The sequence below is a fragment of the Mitsuaria sp. MSU3D genome (assembly GCF_056867975.1).
This window is the reverse complement of sequence record NZ_CP200314.1, coordinates 1,636,654-1,662,218: the sequence shown is the minus strand read 5'-3', so window position 1 is coordinate 1,662,218 and position 25,565 is coordinate 1,636,654. Positions and strand designations below refer to the sequence as shown.

General features: G+C 70.6%; 2 protein-coding genes. Both read right to left on the bottom strand.

Annotation, left to right across the window (positions count from 1 at the left end; all coding sequences use genetic code 11):
- Positions 1-4: 4 nt before the first annotated feature.
- Entirely contained in the window at positions 5-11,866 is an 11,862-nt protein-coding gene (locus AC1VNM_RS07375; protein ID WP_483106405.1) for an amino acid adenylation domain-containing protein, read from the bottom strand.
- The gene (locus AC1VNM_RS07370) at positions 11,867-25,543 is read right to left on the bottom strand and encodes a non-ribosomal peptide synthetase (RefSeq protein WP_483106404.1); all 13,677 of its coding nucleotides are present in this window, start codon (positions 25,541-25,543) and stop codon (positions 11,867-11,869) included.
- Positions 25,544-25,565 lie beyond the last annotated feature (22 nt).

Genomic DNA, 25,565 nt, shown 5'->3' with positions numbered 1-25,565 from the left:
GATCTCACGAAACCACGGCGCCGATGGGGTGAGCCCCGCAGTGCCCGATCAGCTCCACCAGTTGCGCCCGGAAGCCCTGCGCCAACCCCTCCATCGTCTCCGGCCTGAACATCCGATCGCTGTAGGACCAGTTCATCGTCAACACGCCGTCCATCACCTGGCCGATCACCTCGATCCAGTTCGGCAGCGGGCCGTTCTCGTCGCGCGCCATGCCGCCGGAATCGCGAGCGCGCGTGAAGCCGGTGCCCTCCTTCAAGGTCTGGTCGAACTGCCCCAGGTAGTTGAACGCGATGCCCGGCCGCACCGCCGCGAGCGAGTCGCGCACCGCCGCATCGGCGTGCAGGTAGCGCAGCGCGCCGAAACCGACGCCGCGGTTCGGTACCGCGCGCAGATGCGCGGACACCGCCGGGATCGCCTCTGCCCACGGCCGGCCGTGCCCGGACAGGCGCACGGGATAGGCGCTGGTGAACCAGCCCACCGTGCGGCTCAGGTCGAGGTCCGCGGCGTCGCCCTCGCGGCCGTGGCCCTCGAGCAGCACCAGCGCCTCCGGATGCCCGGTCCACGCGGACAGCGTGCGTCCCAGCGCGGTCAGCAGCAGCGCATCGATGCCGCTGCCGTAGGCGGCAGGCGCGACGCGGAGGAGCTGCTGCGTGAGCGCCGCGTCGAGCGACATCGACGCCGTGCGCCGGTCCTTGATCCAACCGGGCGCCTCCGGGTCGTCGCGGGGAAGGTCGGGGATCGCGGCGATCTCGCGTTGCCAATGCGGCAGCTCGGCAGCCAAGGCCCCCGACTTCGCCCACTGCTGCAGATGCTCCGCCCACGCCTTGAACGGCGCGCTGCGGACCGGCAGTGTCGGCTCCGTGCCCGCCGCCAGCGCCAGGTACAGCGTCTGCAGATCCTCCAGCAGCACGCGCCAGGACACGCCGTCGATCGTCAGGTGATGCACCGCGATCAGCAGCCGTGCGCTGCCGTCGGCATGTCGCAGGTGAAGCATCCGCCAGAGCGGGCCCTGTGCGAGGTCCAGGCTGCGCTGCGCGAGGTCCGCCTCGCGTCGGATGTCGTCCGGGCTGGCCACATCGCGTGTCCACAGGACCTCCACGGCATCCGCCGCCGAAGCATCCTCGTAGCGTTGCGTCCAGGTGCCATCCGCGTCCTGCTGGAAGCGCAGGCGCAGTCCGTCGTGATGCTGCGCGAGCAGCGTGATCACGCGTTGCAACCGTTCCTCGTCGAGCCAGAGCGGCGCCTGCAGCATCACCGACTGGTTGTAGTGGTGGCGCGCGGGAATGGGCTCGTCGAAGAACCAGTGCTGGATCGGCGTCAACGGGACGAGGCCTTCCGCAACGGCGTCGTCAGCCACGGCGGTGGCGGAGGCGGAACCCGCCTGCGTCAGCGACTCGCTGTCCGCCGTTGCCGTCGTTGCTGTTGCTGTTGCTGTTGCGGACGCCGTGGCGGCCGCCACCGCGACGGCGGCACTCAGCCCCTCGATCGTCTGGTGGCGGATCAGGTCGCGCAGCCGCAGCTCGAAGCCGAGTTTGGCGTTGCGCACCCGCGAGATCACCTGCAGGCTCAGGATGGAGTCGCCGCCGAGCTCGAAGAAGTTGTCGCCGATGCCGACCTGCTCGAGGCCGAGCACTTCCTGCCAGATCGCCGCCAGCCGGCGTTCGACCTCGTTGCGCGGAGCGCGATGGGCGCCGTCGGCGCTCGCGATCGGATCGGGCAGCGCGCTGCGGTCCAGCTTGCCGCTGATGAGTCGCGGCAGGCGCGGCAGGACCACCAGATGCGCCGGCGCCATGTGCTCCGGCAACTGCTCGGCGATCCGCTGGCGGATGCGTGGCAGCAGCGCCGCCTCGGTGACATCGGGCAGCGCGACGACGTAGGCCACGAGCTGCTTGCCCGAGGGGCTCTCGCGCGCGACGACCGCCGCCTCGAGCACGCCCGGCACCTCGCACAGGCAGGTCTCGATCTCGCCCAGCTCGATGCGGAAGCCGCGGATCTTGACCTGGTGGTCGGCGCGGCCGATGTATTCGATGTTGCCGTCCGCCATCCAGCGGACCAGGTCGCCGGTGCGGTACAGCCGGCCGCCGGCGGCGTCGAACGGATCGGCGACGAAGCGTTGCGCCGTCAGCCCCGCGCGGCCCAGGTAGCCGCGCGCCAGGCCGTAGCCGCCGATGTAGAGCTCGCCGACGACGCCCGCCGGCACCGGCTGCAGATCGGTGTCGAGCACATGGATCGCGCGGTCGCCCACCGGCCTGCCGATCGGGGCGTAGGCGCAGTCGAAGCTCTCGGTGGCGGCGGACTTCCAGATCAGCGGCGTGATCACGCACTCGGTCGGGCCGTAGCCGTTGATCATCGTGCGCGGACGCAGGTGGCGGCAGACCTTGTCGTAGGCGGCCTTGGGCATGGCCTCGCCGCCGAAGACGTACAGCTCCACCGGCGGCGCATCGCCCCGCATGCCGGCCCAATCGGCGATCTGGCCGAGGTAGGCCGGCGGGAACGCGGCGTTCGTGACCTCGTAGCGGTACAGCGCTTCGCTCGTCTGCTCGGCGGTCCAGAGTTCGTTGTCGCGCAACGCCAGGCCCGCGCCGATGCATAGCGGCGTCAGCCAGCGCTCATGCGCGCCGTCGAACGAGAACGACATGAAGTGCAGCTCGCATGAATCGGCGCTCATGCCGTAGATCTCTGCCGTGGCCAGGCAGTGCATGGCCAGCGGACCGTGCGTCACCGCCACGCCCTTGGGCAGGCCGGTGGAGCCGGAGGTGTAGATCACATAGGCCAGGTGATCGGGATGGTCCGGCAGGTCGAGATTGGCGCTGTCGCCATCGGCGTCGCCCTCCTCTTCCATCGTGACGACGGCCAGTCCGTCGATGACCGGCAGACGCGATCGCAGCGCACGCTGCGTCAGCAGCAGCGACGCGCCGCTGTCCCGCAGCATGAACGCCAGGCGGTCGGCGGGATAGGCCGGATCGAGCGGGACATAGGCCGCGCCCGCCTTCAGCACCGCGAGCAGGCCGACGATGCTGTCCAGCGATCGCTCCAGCGCCACGCCGACACGCGCGTCGCGTTGCACGCCCAGGCGCACGAGGCGGCGCGCCAGGCGATTCGCGCGGGCGTTGAGTTGGGCGTAGCTCAGTTCGTCGTCGCCGAACAGCAGCGCGATTGCTTCGCCGCGTTCTGCGGCCTGGCGTTCGATCAGGCGGTGCACCGGGACCGGACGTGGCGCGGCCAGACCGTCGCGGCTCCGCCCGAGTTCACGCACCGTCGCGGTCGCGGTGTCGTCCAGCCAGCTCAGCTCGCCGAGCGGCGTGGAAGCGTTGGCGCTCATGCGAGCGAGCAGCGTCTCCATCTGCGCGCGCAGTTCCTCGACGAAGGCATCGTCGAAGTCGCGGCGGCTGTAGCAGTACTCGATGACCAGCCGGTCGCCGGCGACCACCTGCAGGTCCATCGCATAGCCGGTGAGGCCCTCGCCGCCGATCTCGGCGAACGCCAGGCCGTACTGGCTCAGCTGGCGCAAGGCGCGGTCGATCGGGGCGTTCTCGAAGACGATGATGCTGTCGAACAGCGGCCGGCCGGACGAGCCCGCCCAGCGCTGCACGTCGGCCAGCGCGGCGTGCTCGTGGTCGCGCAGCTGCAGGTTGGTGTCCTGCACGGCGCGCAGGTAGTCGCCGACCCGCTGGCCGGCGTCCCAGCGCACGGGCACCGGCACCGTGTTGATGAACAGGCCCAGCATCTCCTCGGCGCCCGGCAAGGTCGCGGGTCGGCCGGCCACGGTCGCGCCGAAGACGACGCGGTCGCGGCCCGTGTGCCGATGCAGCAGCACGGCCCACGCGGCTTGCACCAGCGTGTTCACGGTCACGCGCTCGCGCTGAGCGAAGGCCTGCAGCGACGCCGTGCCGTCGATGTCGAAGCGCGTGTACAGCTTCTGGAAGCCGGAACGGCCCGGCGCGGCGCGGGTGGACTCGGCCAGCAGCGTGGGCCCGTCCAGCTGCGCCAGTGCCGAGGTCCAGAACGCCTCGGGCGCGCCGGCGTCCTGGCGCTGCAGCCAGCGGACGAAGTCGCCGTACCGGGGCGGCTCGGCGGGCAGCGCTTCGCCGGCGTAGCAGCGCAGCCACTCGGCCATCAGGCGCGAATCGCTCCAGCCATCCGACAGCAGGTGATGGCGCGTCCACACCAGTTGATGACGGTCCTCGTCCAGCCGGATCACGGCGACACGCGACAGCGGCGGACGGATCCAGTCGATGGGTCGCACGAGTTCGGCACGGGCGAAGTCGGCAATGCGACGGGCCACCGCAACCGGATCGTCGGAACCAACTGAACCGGCTGATGAGTCGGGATCGCGCCAATCGAGCCGTTCCATCACGGCCGGCGCCTCGCGCAGCACCAGCTGCAACGGACGAGCCATGCCAGACTGCCAGAGCACCACCGTGCGCAGCATCGCGTGGCGGGCGACCATCACGCGCCAGGCGGCTTCGAGCCGGTCAGGATCCAGATGGCGGACCTCGACATTCAGCTGATTCACGTAGAGGCCGGAGTCCGGCGCCTCCACGGAATGCAGGAGCATGCCCTCCTGGGTCGGCACCAGCGGGTAGACGTCCTCGATCATCGAGGCGTCGATGCCAAGCGCGGCGATGACCGCATCGTCGAGGAAGTCGCTCAAGTGGCCGCGCGCAGCGGGCGCATCGGCGGCATGGCTGCTGCCACTGCCCGACGTGTCCTGCTCGACCAGACGCTCGGCCAACTCGCCGAGTCGCGCGACGGTCTGCAGCTCGAAGACCTGGCGCGGCGTGAGCCGCCAGCCCGCACGCCGCAGGCGCGAGATGATCTGCAGGCTGAGGATCGAATCGCCGCCGACTTCGAAGAAGTTGTCGTGACGGCCCACGCGCGTCGCGTTCAGCACCTCCGCCCAGATGGCCGCGATGGCGAGCTCGACCTCGCCCTGCGGCGCTTCGTACTCGACGGCGGACGCGGCCTCCGGCTGCGGCAACGCCTTGCGGTCGACCTTGCCGCTGGGGTTCAGCGGCAGCGTGTCCAGCACGACGATGACGGCGGGGACCATGTACTCCGGCAGCGCGCGGCCCAGCGCCTCGCGCAGGGTCGACACGTCGATCGAGCCGATGGCGCCAGCGTCGCCACCAACGCCATCAACGCTTCCGACACCGGCAATGCCGGCGGTCTCGACGCTTGCCCCATCGCCCATTCCGGGCATGGTCGTGGCCTTCGCTTGCGCCGACACGTACGCGATGAGCCGAGCACCCGTCGGCGCCGGCTGCGCCACGACGACGGCCTCGCGAACGCCTGGCTGAGCGAGCAACTGTGCTTCGATCTCGCCGAGCTCGATGCGGAAGCCGCGGATCTTGACCTGATGGTCGATGCGGCCGAGGTAGTCGAGCTGACCTTCAGCATTCCAACGCACGAGGTCGCCCGTGCGGTAGAGACGGCTGCCTGCCGAAGCACCCGGAAGATCCCGCGCGGAATCGTTCACCGCGTCTTTGGCAACCGTGGCCATCGGGTTGGCGACGAATCGTTCCGACGTCAGCCCGGCGCGACCGTGATATCCACGCGCCAGTCCGATGCCGCCGAGGTAGAGCTCGCCCGGCACGCCGGGCGGGACCGGGTTGAGGTCACCGTCCAGAACCCACGTCGAGATGCCGGCGATCGGCGCGCCGATCGGCACCTGGCTGCGACCGTCGTCGCGGCACGTCCAATGCGTGACGTCGATGGCGGCCTCGGTGGGCCCGTAGAGATTGAACAGCCCCGCCTGCGGCAGTCGCCGGAACACGCCGGCCTGTGCTTCCGCCGGCAGTGCTTCGCCGCTGCACACGATGCGGCGCAGCGAGGTGCAGACCTCGACGCCGTCGTGCGCCAGAAACGCTTGAAGCATCGACGGGACGAAGTGGATCGTCGTGACTTGGTGCGCCTCGATCAGCGCCACCAGGCGCGCCGGATCGCGATGATCGCCCGGGCTTGCGATGGCCAGCCGGGCACCTTCGGCCAACGCCCAGAAGAGCTCCCACACCGAGACATCGAAGCTCAACGGCGTCTTCTGAAGCACCGTGTCCGACGCGTCGAGCGTGTACGCCTCCTGCATCCACGCCAGGCGGTTGTGCAGCGCCACATGGCGGTTCGCCGCGCCCTTCGGACGCCCGGTCGATCCGGACGTATAGATCACATAGGCGAGGTTCTCGCCGTGCACCTCGACATCGGGGTTGACGGCTGATTGCTCCGAGACATCGATGGTGTCGATGTCGACGAAGCGACGCCCTCCCCCGTCCGGCAGCCGTGAGCGCAAGTGCGACTGCGTCAGCACCAGAGACACATCACTGTCCTCGAGCATGTAGGCCAGCCGATCCGCCGGCAGCTCGGGATCGAGCGGCACGTAGGCGCCGCCGGCCTTCAGGATCGCCAGTACGCCGACCATCATGTCGAGCGAGCGCTCGACCGCCAGACCCACGCGTGCGTCGGCACGCACGCCCAGGGCGATCAGGCGATGCGCGAGCCGGTTCGCGCGCAGGTTGAGCTCGCCGCGCGTCAGCGCGGTGTTGCCGAACACCAGTGCCGGCGCATCGGGATCGATCGCCGCCTGGCGCTCGATGAGGCGATGCATCGTCGATGCGCTGGCAACAGCCTTCGAGCCTTCGCTCCATCTCGCCAAGGTCGCCATCTCGGCATCACCGAGCAACGGCAGCGCATGCAACGGCCGCTCGCCGCCGGCCGCCAGCGCATCGACGATCCCGCGCACGGCGGCATCCAGGTAGCCGGCCATGCGCTCGGCACGCACCGAGCGCTCGACCTGGAGCACCAGCTCGAAGACCTCACCGCGGTCGTTGACCGACAGCGTGAACGGATAGTTGGTGCGCTCCTTCGCTCCGACCAGCGTCATGCCTTCCCAGGTCGTCTCCGCGCCCACCGCGCCCACCGCGTCGTTTGCGCCGCTCGCGTCCTTTGCCTCATGCGTTCCATGCGCCTCATGCACGCCCCCGGAGCTTTCATCGCCTCGACGCGGGCCGCTGTGGCGATAGTTCAGCAGGCTGGAGAACAACGGCGTGCCACCCGGCAGCCCACTGCAGCGCTGCGCCAGCGACAGCGGTGCGTGCTCGTGATACAGCAGGCCGGTCAGGCGTTCGTGCGTCTCGCGCAGGCCCTGCGCGACGCTGCGGCCGCCAAGCCGCACCCGCAGCGGCAGCGTGTTGATGAACATCCCCATCGCGCGGTGCGCGTCCTCGCCGCCCTGCATGCGGCCGAACAGCACCGTGCCGAAGACGACGTCGTCGCGCCCGGCGGTGCGGGCCAGCACCAGCGCCCAGGCGAGATGGAAGAGCGTCGCCGCACTGACGCCCTGGCGCCGCGCCTGCTCGCGCAGCGCCGTCGACAGCGTCGTGGGCAGCGTCAGTCGCGACTCCTCGTTGGCGCTGCCGTCCAGCCGCGCGTCCGCGAGCCCGAAAGGCGCGGTCAACTCGTCCACGTCGCCCAGCTGCGCGCGGAAGAAGGCCTCATGCGCGGCCGTGTCGATGCCGCCGCGCGCCTGCGCGACGTAGCGGCGGTACGGGACCGGTTCAGGCAGCTCGGCCTGCCGGCCCTGGAGGATCAGCGCGATCTCCTCGATCATCAGCTTCTCGGCCGTGTGGTCGAGCGCCAGATGGTGGCTCGGCAACTGCAGCAGCCATTGACCGGCCGGCGCATCGTGCACGGCAATCGCGCGCACCAGCGGCGCGCGGCGGACGTCGATGCGGAAGCTGCGACGATCCACGTGCGCCGCCAGCCGCTCGGCCGCGAGACCCGCGGCGCGATCCGCCTCGTCGATCTCCAGCCACTCGAGCCGCAGCGGCGCCTCGCGGCAGACCACCTGGACCGGCGTCCGCAACCCTTCCCACAGGACGGCGGTGCGCAGGATGTCGTGGCGCGCGATGACCTCGTTGAGGGCGCCGATGAAGCGCAGCAGTCGCGGCTGCGAATCGAATCGCAGCAGCAGCGAGATGACGTAGGCGTCGCCCTGCTCCTGCATCAGGTGATGGAACAGCATCCCTTTCTGCAGCGGCGCGAGCGGATAGAGGTCCTGGATGTTGCCGGCTCCGCCGGGGATGGCGGATTCGATGCGACGCAGTTCGTCCGCGTCGAGGTCGATCAGCGGCAGCATGCCAGGCTCGATCGCGGCGCAGCCCGGAGGGATGGTGGCGGCGCTGTCGTCGATCGGCACGGTGTCCGACGACGACGCGCGGGCCGTCGCTACTGCGGCAGCGGCGGCGAAGTCCGCCAGGCGCGGATGCAGGAACAGCTCGCGCATCTCGGAGTGCCAACCGGCTTGCCGCATCCGCGCCTGCAGCTGGATCGCCAGCAGCGAATGACCGCCGAGTTCGAAGAAGTTGTCCTGGCGACCGACGCGCTCGACGGCCAACAGGTCCGTCCAGATCGCGGCGATGGCGAGCTCGGCGTCACCTTGCGGCGCTTCATACTCGACCGATGAAGCGGCCTCGGGCTGCGGCAGCGCCTTGCGATCGACCTTGCCGCTGGGGTTCAGCGGCAGCGTGTCCAGCACGACGATGACGGCGGGGACCATGTACTCCGGCAGCGCGCGGCCCAGCGCGTCGCGCAGGGTTGCCACGTCGAACGCCAAGTCGACCAGCGCTGCGGTCGGCTCTTCGACCGGCGCCTCCACAGACTCATCTATCGGACAGGTCTGGCCAGCGGTCGTCGCATGCGCCGACACGTACGCGACGAGTCGCGCGCCCGCCGGCGCCTGCTGCGCCACGACGACGGCCTCGCGAACGCCCGGCTGCGCGAGGAGCTGCGCCTCGATCTCGCCGAGCTCGATGCGGAAGCCGCGGATCTTGACCTGATGGTCGATGCGTCCGAGGTAGTCGAGTTGTCCGTCTGCGTTCCAGCGCACGAGATCGCCGGTTCGATAGAGCCGGCTTCCTGCCGATGCAAGCGACGCAGGCGAGCCACCCGCCGCATTCGTGGCCATCGGGTTGGCGACGAATCGCTCGGACGTCAGCCCGGCGCGATCGTGATAGCCACGCGCAAGCCCGATGCCGCCAAGGTACAGCTCGCCCGGAACACCGGGCGGGACCGGGTTGAGATCGCCATCCAGCACCCAGGTCGAGATGCCCGTGATCGGCGCGCCGATCGGCACCTGGCTGCGGCCGTCGTCGCGACACGTCCAATGCGTGACGTCGATGGCGGCCTCAGTCGGTCCGTACAGGTTGTAGAGGCCCGCATTCGGCAGCCGCCGGAACACGCCGGCTTGCGCCTCCGCCGGCAGCGCCTCGCCGCTGCACACGATGCGACGAAGCGAGGTGCAGGCTTCGACGCCTTCATGCGCCAGGAACGCCTGCAGCATCGACGGCACGAAGTGGATCGTCGTGACCTGATGCGCCTCGATGAGCGCCACCAGGCGCGCCGGGTCGCGATGATCGCCCGGCGCGGCGATGGCCAGCCGGGCTCCCTCGGCGAGCGCCCAGAACAGCTCCCACACCGACACGTCGAAGCTCAACGGTGTCTTCTGCAGCACGGTGTCGGAAGCATCGAGCGCATACGCCTCCTGCATCCACGCCAGACGGTTGTGCAGCGCCACGTGGCGATTCGCCGCGCCCTTCGGACGACCGGTCGACCCGGACGTGTAGATCATGTAGGCGAGGTTTTCGCCGTGCAGCTCGACGTCCGGATTCGCTGTCGAATACTCCGAAACATCGATGGTGTCGATGTTGACGAACGTTCGCCCTTCCCCGCTCGGCATCTGAGCGCGCAGATGCGACTGCGTCAGCACCAGCGCCACGCCGCTGTCCTCGAGCATGTGGGCCAGCCGGTCCGCCGGCAGCTCGGGATCGAGCGGCACGTAGGCGCCACCAGCCTTCAGAATGGCCAGCACGCCGACCATCATGTCGAGCGAGCGCTCCACCGCCAGACCCACGCGCGTGTCCGGGCGGACGCCCAGTGCGATGAGACGATGCGCCAGACGGTTCGCGCGGACGTTGAGCTCACCGCGCGTCAACGACGAGGTTGCCGACGACGCCGACGACGACACCGTCTCCGATGACGATGACGATGACGATGACGAAGACGACCGTGACTTCGCTTCGCCGATCACCAGCGCCGCTGCATCGGGATCCGCTGCCGCCTGCCGCTCGATGAGCCGATGTACAGGCTCCGACGCGGCGACCGGCGCGGTGTTGACGCTGAGTTGCGCGAGCCAGTCCGATTCGACCGTCGACATCAGCGCGACATCGCCGACCGCGATCTCCGGCGTGTCGGCGATCGCCGCCAGCATCGCGGCGAAGTGGCCGGCCATGCGCTCGATGGCCGCGGGCTCGAACAGCTCGGCCGCGTAGCTGAAGCTCGCGCGCACCGTGCCGTCGGCATTCTCGGTGGTCGTCAGCATCAGCTCGAACTGCGCGGCCTGCTCGCCGGAGGCATACGGCGTGACTGTCAGCCCCGGCAGCACCGCCTCGCCCTGGGCCCCACCGCGGCCGTGGTTGAACATCACCTGGAACAGCGGATGCACGCCGAGCGAGCGCTCGGGCTGCAGCGCATCGACCAGTTGCTCGAAGGGCAGGTCCTGATGCGCCTGCGCGCCGAGCGCGGCCTCCCGGGCCTGATCGAGCACCTGCGCCAGCGTGCGGCGCCCCTCCACGCGATTGCTGAGCACCTGCGTGTTGACGAAGAAGCCGACGACCCCTTCGGTCTCCGGCCGCTGCCGATTGGCCACTGGCACGCCGACACGGATGTGCGCCTGTCCGGCATGGCGGGCAAGCACCGCCTGGTAGCCGGCCAGCAGCGCCATGAACAGCGTGGCGCCGTGCTCCAGCGCGCGCTGTCGCAGCGCACCCACCAGCGGCGCGGGCAGCGTCGTCACATGCTGGGCGGCGCGATACCGCCCATCCGATCGCCGCGGATGATCCGCCGGCAGCTGCAGCACCGGCTGCTCGCCGCCCAGCCGGTCCGTCCAGTAGGTCAACTGCCGGTCCTTCTCGCCGGCCTCCAGCCAGTGGCGCTGCCATGCGGCGTAGTCCGCGTACTGGATCGGCAAGGCCGGCGCCGACGGCGTCTCGCCGCGCACCCGAGCGCCGTACTGCGCAACGAATTCGTCGACGATCACCTTCATCGACCAGCCGTCCGACACGATGTGATGCATCACCACGACGAGGATGTGCCGCTCCGCGCTCTGCCGCAGCAAGGCCACGCGCAGCAGCGGTCCCGCGCCGAGGTCGAACGGGCGGTCCACCAGACGCCGTGCCATCGCCCGTGTGCGCGCTTCCAGGTCACCATCGGCGCCGACACCGACATCGAAACCAACATCGATCGTTTCGACCTGGAAACCAGTCTTCCCGGCCTCATGCACCCGCTGAGCCACTTGGCCCCGCTCATCTGCGTGGAAGGTCGTGCGGAGCGACTCATGGCGCTCGATCAGCGCCTCGAAGCTGGCGCGCAACGCTGCCTCGTCGAGTGCTCCCTGCAGGCTCAATGCGCCCGACAGGTGATACGCCGTGCTGCTCGGATCCAGCGTCCACAGGAACCACTGGCGCAACTGGGCGTGCGAGAGCGGCCGCGCATCGAGGCGAGCAGCCTGGTCATCGCCGGAGGCCTCCACCACCGAAGAGGCGTCCGCAACCACGGCGCCGGCCGCCACACGCGGCGCAGGCACGATCGGCAGCATCGCGAAGTCGATGCCCTGCGCCTTCAGCGCCTGCAGGAACCCGCGCTGCTTGTCCGCGGGAAGACGCGCGAAGCGCTCCGCCAGCGCCCGCTTGGGATCTGCGGGAGATGCGGCCGCCGGTGCGGCCGCGGCTGAGGTCGACGGCGAGACCGCTGCCGGGGTCGACGGTGCGACCGTCGGTGCGGTCGACGAGGCGTCGTTCTTGTCGATGATGCTCATTCAGTTCTCCCAGGTGTCCAGCAGTGCCGCCATGCGATCCAGATCGCCGCGCTGCGCCGACGCCGTCGCGTCGACCTCGCGCTGCACCGCCGCGGCCGCGTCGGCCAGCGTCGGGCTCTCGAAGTACGCGCGCAGCGGCAGCTGCACGCCGAAGCGCCGCTGCACCTTCATCTGCAGTTTCAGCAGGGCCAGCGAATGCCCGCCCAGTTCAAAGAAGTTGTCGTCGCGACCGACGCGTTCCACGGCCAGCGTCTCCGCCCACAGCGCGGCCAGCGCCGTCTCGGTCTCGCCGCGCGGCGGCTCGTGCGGGCGGTCGACGTCGGCCTCGGGCGCCGGCAGCGCCTTGCGGTCGACCTTGCCGTTGGGGTTCAGCGGCAATGCGTCCAGCACGATGAACAGCCCCGGCACCATGTGGTCCGGCAACACGCGCGCGAGACCCTCCCGCAGCGCGCGCGGCGCCAGCGCATGACCGGGCAGCGGCGACACGTGGGCCACCAGCCGGGCGCCGGCCGCGCCGTCGGCGGCGACCGCCACCGCCTCGCGCACGCCGGGCTGCAGACGCAGCTGCGATTCCACCTCGCCCAGCTCGATGCGGAAGCCGCGCACCTTCACCTGATGGTCGATGCGGCCGAGGTACTCGAGCTCCCCGCGCGCGTTCCAGCGCACCAGGTCGCCGGTGCGGTACATGCGACCGCCGGCGCTAACAGACGGCTCGCTGATTGGCCGGCCGAATGGATCGCCGGTTGGATCGCCGGTTGGATCGCCGGTTGGATCGCCGAATACATCGGCGAACGGATCGGCGACGAAGCGCTCGGCGCTTGCATCGGGCCGTCCGAGGTAGCCGCGCGCCAGACCGCCCGCCAGGTACAGCTCGCCCGGCACGCCGGGCGGGCACAGGTTCAGATCGCCATCGAGCACGTAGGCGCTGCGGTCGCCCACCGGCTTGCCGATCGGCATGTAGGACGCGTCGGAGCGCTCGCCGGCCAGCGCGATGCCCACCGTCGGCGTGATCACGGTCTCGGTCGGACCGTAGCCGTTGATGATGCGCGGCGGCTTCAGCACGGCCTGCACGAGATCGAGATTCGCGCGGGACATGGCCTCGCCGCCGACGGTGTAGGACCGGATCGGCAGCCGGCTCGCCGATTCGCCGAGCAGCTCGGCCATCTGCGTCAGGTAGCCCGGCGTGAAGCAGGCGATCGTGATGCCGTGGCGCTCGATCTCGGCCGCGGTCCGCTCCGCGGGCCAGAGCTCCTGGTCGCGCGGCATCAGCGCCGCGCCGAAGGCCAGCGGCACCCAGGTGCGCTCATGCGCGCCGTCGAACGCGATCGACGCGAACTGCAACTCGCGGTCCTCCGGCGTCATGCCGTAGACCTCCCCGATCGATTGCACGTGCATCGCCAGCGGCCCGTGCGTGACGGCCACGCCCTTCGGCCGCCCCGTGGAGCCCGAGGTGTAGATCACGTAGGCCAGATGCTCCGGGTGGAGCTCGACGGCGGGATCCGTGTCCGCGCCGGTGAAGGCGTCGCCGCCGTCCAGCGTCAGCACCTCGAGTCCGTCGTGGACCGGCAGCCGCGATGCGATCGCCTCCTGCGTCAGCAGCAGGCGCAGACCGCTGTCCTCGACCATGTAGGCCAGGCGCTCGACCGGATAGCTCGGATCCAGCGGCACGTACGCGGCGCCGGCCTTCAGGATCGCCAGCAGGGCGACCACCATGTCCATCGACCGCTGCACGGCCAGGCCGATGCGGTCCTCTGGTTGAACGCCCAGCGCGATCAGCCGGTGCGCGAGGCGATTGGCCCGGGCGTTGAACTGCGCGTAGGTGAGCTGTTGATCGCCGGAGATCAAGGCGACCGCGTCGGGCCGTTCGGCGGCCTGGCGTTCGACCAGACGCGGCACCGGTGGCGTCCGACCGTAGCGATGCTCGTTGAGGCCCCAGGCCTTCAACCGGTCGAGCGAGGCGGGATCCATCACGTCCAGCTCGCTCAACGTCTTCGCGGGACGGTGCGCCAGCGCGTTCACCAGGCTGCCTACCGCGGCCTGCATCAGCCTGCAGACATGCTCCGCATCCAGCGATTCGTGCACCTGCGCGACGAGACCGAAGCCTTGTCCATCGTCGTCCACCGAGAGGCCGAACGGGTAGTTCGACCGCTCCTGGGCGGCGCCGATCTCCATGCCTTCCCAGGCGATCGAGGACGCATCGCGTTGGCGGCCCGCATGCCGGTAGTTGAGCAGCGCCGAGAACAACGGCGTGCCGCCGGACAGCCCGCTGCAGCGTTGCGCGAGCGACAGGCTCGCATGCTCGTGACGGAGCAGCGCGGAGAGCGCCGCATGGGCGTCGCGCAGCCCATCGGCGACGGACTGCGTGCCGACGCGCAGGCGCAGCGGCAGCGTGTTGATCGAAAGCCCCAGCGCGCGTTCGGCGCCGCCTTCGGCGCGCAGGCGGCCCAGCAGCACGGTTCCGAAGACCACGTCGGTGCGGCCCGTCGTGCGGCCCAGCACCAGCGCCCACGCGAGGTGGAACAGCGAGGCGACGCCGACGCCATGACGGCGCGCCTGCCGGCGGGCCTCGGCCGCCAGCGGAGCTGGAAGCGCATGACGTGCCTGCCGCAGGCGCGAGCCGTCACCGCGGACATCGGCCACGCCGAACGGCGCGGTGGGCTCGGTGACATCGCGCAGCATGGCGCTGAAGAAGGCCTCGTGCTCCGCGCGGCTGATGCCCAGGCGGGCCTGCGCCACGAAGCGGCGGAACGGCACCGGCTCGGGCAGCTCGGCTGTCCGGCCCTGCTGGATCAGCGTGATCTCCTCGACGACACCGGCCAGCGTGCTGTGGTCCGTCACCAGGTGATGGCTGGGGAGTTGCAGCAGCCAGCGGCCCTGCGCGGCGTCGAAGCCAGCGATCGCGCGCAGCAGCGGCGCGCGCCGCACGTCGATGCGGCAGCGGCCGGGGCGCCCCATGGCCTCGAGCCGCGCGGCCACCGCACCGTCTTCGGGCGCCAGCCACTCGATGTCGAGGCGCGCCTCGCGGCACACGACCTGCACCGGCTCCTCGAGGCCTTCCCACAACACGGCGGTACGCAGGATGTCGTGGCGCTCGATGACGCGGTTGAAGCTGTCGACGAAACGGCGCAGTCGCGCCTCGCTGTCGAAGCTGATCAGGTGGGCGGTGACGTAGGCGTCGGCATCGGGTTGCAACAGGTGGTGGAAGAGGATGCCTTCCTGCAGCGGCGCGAGCGGGTAGACGTCCTGGATGTTGGCGGCGCCGCCGGGGATGGCGGCTTCGATGCGGCGGGTCTCGTCGGGAGTCAGGGCGATCAGCGCCGCCCCGTCATCGATGGAGGCCGAAGTCGAAGTCGATGGGGACTCCGACTCCGATGTCGATTGAGTCGCCGTCGACAACGATGACGCCGACGACGCGATCGATTCGGCGAATGCCGCGAGTTCCGCATGCAGGAAGATCTGCCGGACCTCGGTGCGATGTCCCCGTGCGCGCAGGCGCTCCTGCACGCGCAGGGCCAGCAGCGAGTGGCCGCCCAGCGCGAAGAAGTTGTCGCGACGGCCGACGCGTTCGACGTCGAGGACCTCGGCCCAGATCGCGGCGATCGTCTCCTCGATCTCACCGCGCGGCGCTTCGTACTCAACGGCGGACGCTGCCTCCGGCTGCGGCAGCGCCTTGCGGTCGACCTTCCCGCTGGGATTCAGCGGCAGCGTGTCCAGCACGACGATGACGGCGGGGACCATGTACTCGGGCAGCGCGCGGCCCAGCGCCTCGCGCAGGATCGACACGTCGATCGAGCCGACGGCGGCAGTGGCGCCAACGACGCTTCCGACACCGGCAATGCCGGCGGTCTCGGCGCTTGCCCCATCGTCCATTCCGTGCGTGGTCGCCGCCCTGGCGTGCGCCGACACGTACGCGATGAGCCGAGCACCCGTCGGCGCCTGCTGCGCCACAACGACGGCCTCGCGAACGCTCGGCTGAGCGAGGAGCTGCGCTTCGATCTCGCCGAGCTCGATGCGGAAGCCGCGGATCTTGACCTGATGATCGATGCGGCCGAGGTAGTCGAGCTGTCCGTCTGCGTTCCAGCGCACGAGATCGCCGGTTCGATAGAGCCGGCTTCCTGCCGATGCAAGCGACGCAGGCGAGCCACCCGCCGCATTCGTGGCCATCGGGTTGGCGACGAATCGCTCGGACGTCAGCCCGGCGCGATCGTGATAGCCACGTGCAAGCCCAATGCCGCCAAGGTACAGCTCGCCCGGAACACCGGGCGGGACCGGATTGAGATCTCCATCCAGGACCCAGGTCGAGATGCCGGTGATCGGCGCGCCGATCGGCACCTGGCTGCGACCGTCGTCGCGGCACGTCCAATGCGTGACGTCGATGGCGGCCTCAGTCGGTCCGTACAGGTTGTAGAGGCTCGCCTTCGGAAGCCGCCGAAACACGCCGGCTTGCGCCTCGGCCGGCAGCGCTTCGCCGCTGCACACAATGCACCGGAGCGAGGTGCAGGCCTCGACGCCGTCGTGCGCGAGGAAGGCCTGCAGCATCGACGGCACGAAGTGGATCGTCGTGACCTGATGCGCCTCGATGAGCGCCACCAGGCGCGCCGGGTCGCGATGATCGCCCGGCGCGGCGATGGCCAGTCGGGCGCCTTCGGCGAGCGCCCAGAACAGCTCCCACACCGACACGTCGAAGCTCAGCGGTGTCTTCTGCAGCACGGTGTCGGAAGCATCGAGCGAATACGCCTCCTGCATCCACGCCAGACGGTTGTGCAGCGCCACGTGGCGGTTGGCCGCGCCCTTCGGACGGCCGGTCGACCCGGACGTGTAGATCATGTAAGCGAGGTTCTCGCCGTGCAGCTCGACATCCGGATTCGCTGCCGAATACTCCGAAACGTCGATGGTGTCGATGCTGACGAACGTTCGCCCCTCCCCGCTCGGCATCCGAGCGCGCAGATGCGACTGCGTCAGCACCAGCGCCACGCCGCTGTCCTCGAGCATGTAGGCCAGCCGGTCCGCCGGCAGCTCGGGATCGAGCGGCACGTAGGCGCCACCAGCCTTCAGGATGGCCAGCACGCCGACCATCATGTCGAGCGAGCGCTCGACCGCCAGACCCACGCGCGTGTCCTGGCGGACGCCCAACGCGATGAGGCGATGCGCCAGACGGTTCGCGCGGACGTTGAGCTCACCGCGTGTCAACGATGAGGTTGCCGCCGACGCCGACGCCGACGCCGATGTCGATGTCGATGTCGATGTCGATGTCGATGTCGATGTCGATGTCGACGACGTCGCGTCGCCGAACACCAGCGCAGGCGCCATGGGATCCGCTGCAGCCAAGCGTTCGATGCGCCGATGCACCGGCTCCGCCGCCGCGACCGGCGCGGTGTTGACGCTGAGTTGCGCGAGCCGCTCTGCTTCCCCCGTCGACATCAACGCCACATCGCCGACGGCGATCTGCGGCGTGTCGGCGATCGCTGTCAGCATCGCGGCGAAATGGCCCGCCATGCGCTCGATGGCCGCGGGCTCGAACAGCTCCGCCGCGTAGCTGAAGCTCGCGCGGACGCTGCCGTCCTCCAGCTCCGTCGTGTGCAGCGCGAGCTCGAACTGTGCCGCGCGTTCCGCGACTTCCACCGGCTCGATGGCCAGTCCGGACAATTGCCGTGCCGACAGATCCTGGCCGCGTTGGTGGTTGAACAGCACCTGGAACAGCGGTTGAACCCCCAGCGAGCGCTCCGGCTGGAGCGCCTCGACCAGTTGCTCGAAGGGCAGATCGGGATTCGCCTGCGCGCCGATCGCCGCCTCGCGCGCCTGCGCCAGCACCTGCGTGAGCGGCAGCCGCGTGGCGATGCGGTTGTCCAGCACCTGCGTGTTGACGAAGAATCCCACCACCGGCGCGATCTCGGGCCGGTCGCGGTTGGCGATGGGCACGCCGACGCGGATGTCCGTCTGGCCCGTCCACCGGGCCAGGACGGCCTGGAAGCCGGCCAGCAGCACCATGAACGGCGTCGCGCCCGCGTCCCGCGCGCGCTGTCGCAGACGCCCCGCCAATGCCAGCGGCAGCGCGAGCGTGTGCCGCGCCGCGCGGTACCGGCCGTCGGCGCGGCGCGGATGATCGGTCGGCAGCTGCAGCACCGGCTGCTCGCCGCCCAGCCTTCCCAACCAGTGATCGAGCTGCCGCTGCTGCTCGCCATCGGCCATGCGATGACGCTGCCACGCGGCGTAGTCCGCGTACTGGATCGGCCACGGGACCAGCATCGACTGCTCGCCGCGCAACGCGGCCTCGTAGTCGGCCAGGACTTCGTCCACGACGATGCGCATCGATCCGCCATCGGACACGATGTGGTGCATCACCACCACCAGCAGATGGCGGTCCGCGTCCTGCCGCTGCAGCCCGACGCGGATCAGCGGTCCCGCGCTGAGGTCGAACGGCGTGTCGACAAGCCGCCGCGCCTGCGCATCGTCCGAGAGCTCCGTCAGCGTGATCGCCGCTTCGCCCGGACCTCGGACGCGCTGCATCACCGCGCCGTCCGGCGACGCGTGGAAGGTGGTCCGCAGCGATTCATGCCTGCGGACGAGCGCCTCGAAGCTCGCGCGCAGGGCCGCGACGTCCAGCGCGCCGCGCAGCGTCAGCGCGCCGGCGATGTGGTACGCGGTGCTCGTGGGATCGAGCTGCCAGAGGAACCACTGACGCTCCTGCGCGAAGGACGCCGGCATCGCCGCAGACCGCTCGGCGGCTGGCAGCACAGTGATGGCAAGACGCGGGGATCGACCGTCCACGGCGCGCGCGAGCGCAGCCACGGTCGGGTGCTCGAACACCTCCCGCGGCGACAGCTGCCAGCCCCGACGGTGAGCTAGCGAGATCAGCTTCAAGCTCAGGATCGAATCGCCGCCGAGCGCGAAGAAGTGATCGTCACGCCCGACCCGCGATACGCCGAGAACGTCGGCGAAGAGCGCCGCGACGGCCGCTTCGGTGTCGCCGCGAGGTGCCTCGTAGGCACCCACCGAGCCGAGTTCGGGATCGGGCAGCGCGCGCCGGTCGACCTTGCCGTTCGGGTTGAGCGGCAGCGCGTCCAGCACGACCACCAAGCTCGGCACCATGTAGTCGGGCAGTACCGCGGCAGCGCGCTCGCGCACGCTTTCCACGTTTTCAGCGTCCAGCACGTGGCCGGCCCGTGCAACGACGTAGGCCACCAGCCGCGTGCCGGACGGTCCCGGCGCGGCGACGGCCACCGCCTCGCGCACGGCGGGCTGCGAGGTCAATGCGGCCTCGACCTCGCCCAGTTCGATGCGGAAGCCGCGCACCTTGACCTGGTGGTCGACGCGGCCGAGGTACTCGAGCTCGCCGTCGGCGCTCCAGCGCACCAGATCGCCGGTGCGGTACATGCGAGCGCCCGGTGCGCCGAACGGATCGGCGACGAAGCGCTCGGCGGTCTGGCCGCCGCGATCGAGGTAGCCGCGCGCCAGACCGGTGCCGCCGAGGTAGAGCTCGCCCGGAACGCCGGGCGGGCAAGGCGACAGGTGGCTGTCGAGCACCCAGGCGGCGCGATCACCGACGGGATGGCCGATCGGCGCGACCGGCCGGTCGCCGAGGCGTGCGATGTCGGCCGAGGGAACGCGCCACGCGCACGGCGTGATGACGGCCTCCGTCGGTCCGTAGGAATTCACCAGCCGCTGCGGCACGAAGGCGTCACGCGCCGCGCGCAGGTCGGCGGCGGACCAGGCCTCGCCGCCAGCGATGCACAGCCGCACCGGCAGACCGCCGCCCGCGTGCTCGGCCGCCAGTTGACGCAGGTAGGCCGGCGGCAGGTGGATGGCGGTCACGCCGTCGCGCCGGATCGTGCGCGCGACCTCGGCGGTCGACCAACCGTCCTGCGGCAGCAGCACGACGGCCGCGCCCCGGATCAGCGGCGCCATCCACTGCGAACCGGCCGCGTCGAAACTGATCGACGCGAACTGCAGCATACGGTCGTCCGCCCGGAGGCCGAAGCGCTCCACCACCGCTTGCAGGTGCATGGCGAGCGGTCCATGCGCCACCGCCACACCCTTGGGTCGGCCGGTCGATCCGGACGTGTAGATCACATAGGCCAGATGGTCGGGCGACAGCGTCACCTGAGGCGGCGAGGTCCACGCCGACGCCGCCGGGTCAACACGCGCGGGATCGACACGCGCGGGATCGACATGCGCCGAGTCGATGCCTGCCGACTCCGCCTCCGGATGGAGCGCCGGATCGCGACTCGAAAGGCGATCGAGCGTGCAGTCGGGCGTCGACTCGAGCGCTTCGATGCACAACGCCGTGAGACCGTCGCGCAACGGCAGGCGCGCCGCCATCGCATCGCTGGTGAGCAACAGCGTGATCCCGCTGTCCGCCATCATGTGCTGCAGTCGCTCGGCCGGATACGCGGGATCCAAGGGCACGTAGGCGCCGCCAGCCTTGAGGATGGCGAGCAGTCCCACCACCATCTCCACCGACCTCGGGACGGCCAGCCCGACCCGCGATTCAGGTCTGACGCCGTGAGCGATGAGCTGATGCGCCAGGCGATTCGCCCGCGCGTCCAGCCGGGCGTAGCTGATCCGCTGTCCGCCGGCGATCAGCGCGATCGCATCTGGCCGTTCGACCGCGCGGCGCTCGAAGAGCCTCGGCATCTGCAGCCGCTCCGGATGCAGGCCGATCCGGCCTTCTGTCGCATCCGAGCCGTCGCCCGCGTCAATGCCCGTGCCCGTGCCCGTGCCCACTCCCACACCCGTGACGGTGTCGATGTCGGTTTCCGTTTCGGTGCCGGTTTCGGTGACCACCGCAATGCCACCGTGCCATGTGGCCCACGCGCGCCATTGTGCGAGTGCTGCCGGCTCGATGCCGCCGAGCTCACACAGCGGCCGTTCCGGCTGCTCCGCGAGCGCACGCGTGATGTCCTCGACCGCCGCCAGCACGGACGCGGCGATGCGGTCCGGATCCAGCGACCGATGCACCTGCGCCACCAGCGCGAAGCCGTCGCCGAAGTCGTCGACGGACAGCGCGAACGGGTAGTTCGTGCGCTCCTCGCCGTCGAGCAGCCGCACGCCTTCGCCCAGCTGTGCGCCGACGGGCAGGCGACGGCTGTGACGGTAGTTCAACAGCGCGGAGAACAACGGCGTCCCGCCCTGCAATCCGCTGCAACGCTGCGCCAGCGACAGCGGCGCGTGCTCGTGCCGGAGCAGGTCCGCCAGCGCGGCGTGCGCGCGGCGCAGGCTCGCGGCGACGCCATGCGCGCCCACGCGCAGGCGCAGCGGCAGCGTGTTGATGAACAGCCCCAGCGCGCGGCTCGCGTCCTGTCCGGCCTGCATGCGGCCCAGCAGCACGGTGCCGAAGACGACGTCGTCGCGACCGGTTGCGCGCGCCAGCACCAGCGACCACGCGAGGTGGAAAACGGCAGAAGCGCCGACGCCATGGCGCTGCGCCTGGCGCCGGACGGCGGCGGCCAGTTCATCGTCCAAGGTCAGCCGAGACTCCCCCACGCCGGACCCGTCGCCTAACACGTCGACCAGCCCGTAGGGCGCCGTCGGTTCGACGACATCGCCCAGCAGGCCGGAGAAGAAGGCCTCGTGCTCGTCGCGGCCAAGGCCGAGCCTCGCGCGGGCGACCAGGTTGCGGAACGGGATCGGCGCCGGCAGCTCGGCATCGGCGCCGCGCTGCATCAGGCCGATCTCCTCGACGATGCGTTCCAGCGTCGTGTGATCGGACACCAGGTGGTGGCGCGACAGCTGCAGCAGCCAGGAGTCCGATGCAGCCCCCTGCACCGCCGTCGCGCGGATCATCGGCGCCGTGCGCACGTCGATGCGCAGGCGGCTGCGATGCACATGGTCCCGCAGCCGCTGCGCAGCGTCCGCCCTCGGCGCGGCGCCCTCCCCGTCCAGCCACCGCAGCGCGAGCGGCGCTGCGCGCTGCACGATCTGCACCGGCTCCCGCAGTCCTTCCCAGGCGACCGATGTCCGCAGGATGTCGTGGCGAGCGATCACCGCGTCCAGATGCGCGACGAAGCGCTCCAGGCGCTCGCGGCTGTCGAAGGCGAGCCCGCGCGAGGTCACGTAGGCATCGCCCTGCGCCTGCATCAGGTGGTGGAACAGGATGCCTTCCTGCAGCGGCGCCAGCGGATAGATGTCCTGGATGTTGGCGGCGCCGCCCGGCACCTCGGCCTCGATGCGCCGGAGCTCCTCCGGCGTGAGCGCCACCAGCGGCAGCATGGCCGGCTCAATGGCGGTGCAGCCGTCAGGAATGCCGTTCGGTGGAACGACGACCTCCGCCTCATCGGCGCTGCTCGCGATGGCGCGCGCGAAGTCGTCCAGGCGGGGATGCTCGAACACCTGACGCACCTGCGCACGGTGCCCGTCGCGCCGCAGCCGTTCGATCAGGCGCAGCGCCAGCAGCGAATGGCCGCCCAGCTCGAAGAAGTGGTCGCGTCGGCCGATGCGCGCCGCGCCAAGTACTTCGGCCCAGGCCGCGGCGACCGCGGTCTCGACCGGACCGTCCGGCGGCTCGTGGTCGCCGGAACCGGCGGTCTCCGCGTCCGGCAGCGCGCGGCGATCGACCTTGCCATTGGGTGTGAGCGGTAGCGCGTCCATCACGACGAAGGCCGCGGGCAACATCGCATCGGTCAGTACGCGGGAGAGGCGCCCGCGCAGCGCGGCGACATCGGGCGCGACGCCCTCGCGCCCGGTGACGTGCGCCACCAGCCGCGTGCCGCCCAGGCCCTCCTGGGCCGTGACGACGGCCTCGCCGATGGCGGGATCCGCACGCAGCTGGGCCTCCACTTCGCCGAGCTCGACGCGGAAGCCGCGCACCTTCACCTGGTGGTCGACCCGCCCAAGGTATTCCAGTTGACCGTCCGCCGTCCACCGCACCAGATCGCCGGTGCGGTACATCCGCCCGCCAAGGGCGTCGAACGGATCGGCGACGAAGCGCTCCGCCGTCTGGCCGGGTCGGTGGTGGTAGCCGCGTGCCAGGCCGTGCCCGGCGACGTACAGCTCGCCGGGCAGGCCGGGCGGCAACGGCTGCAGATCCGCGTCCAGCACGCGCATCGCGCTGCCCGGCAGCGGGCGACCGATCGGCAGCGTCGCCGCCGAGCGGTCCGCCTGCGCCGCATCCTGCGTGAGCGTGCCGACGGTGGTTTCCGTCGGCCCGTAGTGGTTGAACACGCGCAGGTCGGGCCGCAACGACCGGATGCGCTCCAGCAGCGCCCACGGCGTCGCCTCACCGCCCAGCACCAGCCGGCGGCGCGGCAGGACCTCGACCGCGTCCCGCGCGCCCATCAGCGCCTGCAGGTGGCTCGGGGTGATCTTCAGCACGTCGATCGCATGGCGCCGCATCAGGGCCGCGAAGCCGTCCGGATCGAAGGCCCGTGCCGCGGAGACCAGGTGCAGCGTCTTCCCGGCGCAGAGCGCGCCGAAGAGCACGGTGTGCCCCAGGTCCGCCGCGACGGTCGACACCATGGCCATGCTGGTCACGCCGCTGACGGCGCTCTGGGTGCAGGCTCGGGTGCCGGCCGCGGCTTCGGTCTTTCCGCCTGCCGTCAGCGCGCCGTCGTTGTCGACCTGCGCCAGACTCTCGATGCCGAGGCGATGCAGCACACCGTCCACGTAATTCGCCAGCGCGCCGTGGCTGACGACCACACCCTTGGGGCGCCCTGTCGAGCCGGAGGTGTAGATCAGGTACGCGGCCTGGCTCGCATGCACGGGCACGATGCGATCGGATTCACCGCGCTCGACGATGTCGTTGTTCGTATCGATCACATCGATCACATCGATCGCGTCACTCGCGTCATTCGTGTCATTCGTGTCGACCGTGTCGGTCGCTTCGACCTCGTCCGCGGGAAGCGCCATGATCTCGACGCCGTCGGTCCACGCGGGATCGGCGTCGCCGATCACCAGCGTCGCGCCGCTGTCGCGCAGCTGGAACGCACGCCGCTCCTCGGGCAGCGCCGGGTCCAGCGGCACCACCGCCGCGCCGGCGCGCATCACGCCGAGCATCGCGACCAGCATGTCGATCGAGCGCTCGAAGGCCAGACCCACGCGCGCGTCGGTGCCGATGCCGCGCGCGCGCAGCAGTGAGGCCAATCGGTCGGCACGGCGATCCAGCGCGGACCAGGTCAGCGACTCGTCCTCATGGACCAGTGCGGTCGCATGCGGCTGGCGGCGCGCGTGTTGTCGCACCCGCTCGTGCACCGGAACGATGGCAGGCATGGGCGCACGTGCCGTCGCCGTTGTGTCGCGCCGCTCGCCCGTGCCCCAGTCACTGAGCCTCCGCAAGTCGCCCGCGTCGGCCAGGCTGATGGATCCCACCACCCGGTCCGGCTCGCGCAGCACGGCCTCTAGCATCGCCACGCATCCGCGGATCAGGCGACGCGCGGTCGCCGGTCCGAACAGATCCGTGTTGTAGGCCAGCCGGCCGCCGGTGCGCGCGGTGCCGACCTGGAAGTTCATCGACAGGTCGAACTTGGCGTTGACGTCGCCCTGCTCGACGAACTCGACGGCCACGCCGTCGAAGGACAGGGCCGGGAGATCGCCCATCTGGACGCCGAACAGCACCTGGAACAGCGGCGATCGCGTCGGATCACGGCGCTCGCCGCGCTGGGCGAGCAGCAGGTCCAGCGGCAGGTCGGGGTGGGACATCGCGGCCAACGCGTCGCCGCGGATCTGGCGGCACAGCTGGCGCAGCGTCTGTCCGGACGACAGCCGGGCCCGATAGACATGGGTGTTGACGAAGAAGCCGATCAGGCCGAAGACGTCCTCGTCCTGGCGCCCCGCGTGCGGCACGCCGACGGCGAACTCGGACTGGCGCGCGAAACGCGCGAGCAGCAACTGCCAGGCCGCGAACAGGGCGACGAAAGGCGTGCAGCGCTCGGCGCGGCAGAACTGCCGCAGCGCGGCGTCCAGCGCCGGATCGAGATCGAAGGCGATCGACGTGCCCCGGAAGGTCGGCATCGCCGGACGCGGGGCATCGGTCGGCAGCTCCAGGGCCGGGACCTCGGGACCGAGGTGCGCGTTCCAGTGCGCGAGCGCGCGATCGAACGCGCCCCGCGCCATCGCGGCGCGCTGGCGCACCGCGTGGTCCGCGTACTGCAGCGGCAGTTCCGGCAGTCGGACCGGTCCGGCGTGCTTCAGCGCCAGCGCGTAGGCGGTCGACAGGTCGGCGGCGAAGACCGGGTTCGACCAGGCGTCCGACACGATGTGATGCAGGCACAACGCGAGGACGTGCTCCTCCGCCCCGAGCCGGATCAGCCGCGCCACCATCGCCGGCGCCGCGCCCAGATCGAAGACGTGGTTCAGCGTGGCCTCGACCTCGCGCGCGAGCGCGGCCTCGCGGGCTGGTGCCGGCTCGCCCGACAGGTCTACCTGGTCGAGCAGGATCGGCACGCTGGCCTGCGCCACCGCCATCGGCACGCCGTCGCGCTCGAAGAAGCGCGTGCGCAGGATCGAATGGCGGGCGATCACCGCGTCGAAGGCGCGCTGCAGCGCCTCGATGCGCAGCGGTCCTCGCAGCCGCATCACGCGCGGCAGGTTGTAGGCGGTCATCCGCTCGCCGAGCCGCTGCAGGATCCACAGCGGCTCCTGCGTGAACGACAGCCGGACCGCGTCGCCGTCGGCCACCCGGAGGTGCTTGGAATGGGCGGACGCGCTCAGGTCGTCCCCGGCGGGCACGGGCGGAAGGGTCATGTCGTTCATCGGTCAGCCTGAT

What these genes read in the sequence shown, in the direction of transcription:
- AC1VNM_RS07375 (WP_483106405.1), bottom strand. Translation starts at nt 11,866, where the DNA reads ATGAGCATCATCGACAAGAACGACGCCTCGTCGACCGCACCGACGGTC.
- AC1VNM_RS07370 (WP_483106404.1), bottom strand. Translation starts at nt 25,543, where the DNA reads ATGACCCTTCCGCCCGTGCCCGCCGGGGACGACCTGAGCGCGTCCGCC.